Source organism: Bacillus sp. SIMBA_008 (assembly GCF_046535495.1).
Classification (GTDB): Bacteria; Bacillota; Bacilli; order Bacillales; family Bacillaceae; genus Bacillus; species Bacillus subtilis.
In genome coordinates this window covers 1-265 of record NZ_JAWRWL010000613.1, presented here as the reverse complement: position 1 = coordinate 265, position 265 = coordinate 1, and the positions used below count along the sequence as shown (strand labels likewise).

General features: G+C 38.1%; 1 protein-coding gene. It reads right to left on the bottom strand.

The features are described from left to right. The coding region (locus SB658_RS24645; protein WP_486308219.1) for an ATP synthase beta subunit C-terminal domain-containing protein at positions 1 to 265 on the bottom strand (265 nt) is incomplete at both ends.

Genomic DNA, 265 nt, shown 5'->3' with positions numbered 1-265 from the left:
CCAACTAAACGGAATGCATCTTCTGGAAGGTCATCATATTTTCCTTCTAGAATTTCTTTGAAACCACTAACTGTATTTTTTACAGGTACGTAAGAACCTTTTTGACCTGTAAACTGCTCAGCTACGTGGAAGTTTTGAGATAGGAAGAATTGAACACGACGCGCTCTGTGTACAACAAGCTTATCGTCCTCTGATAATTCATCCATACCTAAAATGGCAATGATATCTTGTAGTTCTTTATAACGCTGCAATGTTTGCTGCACTT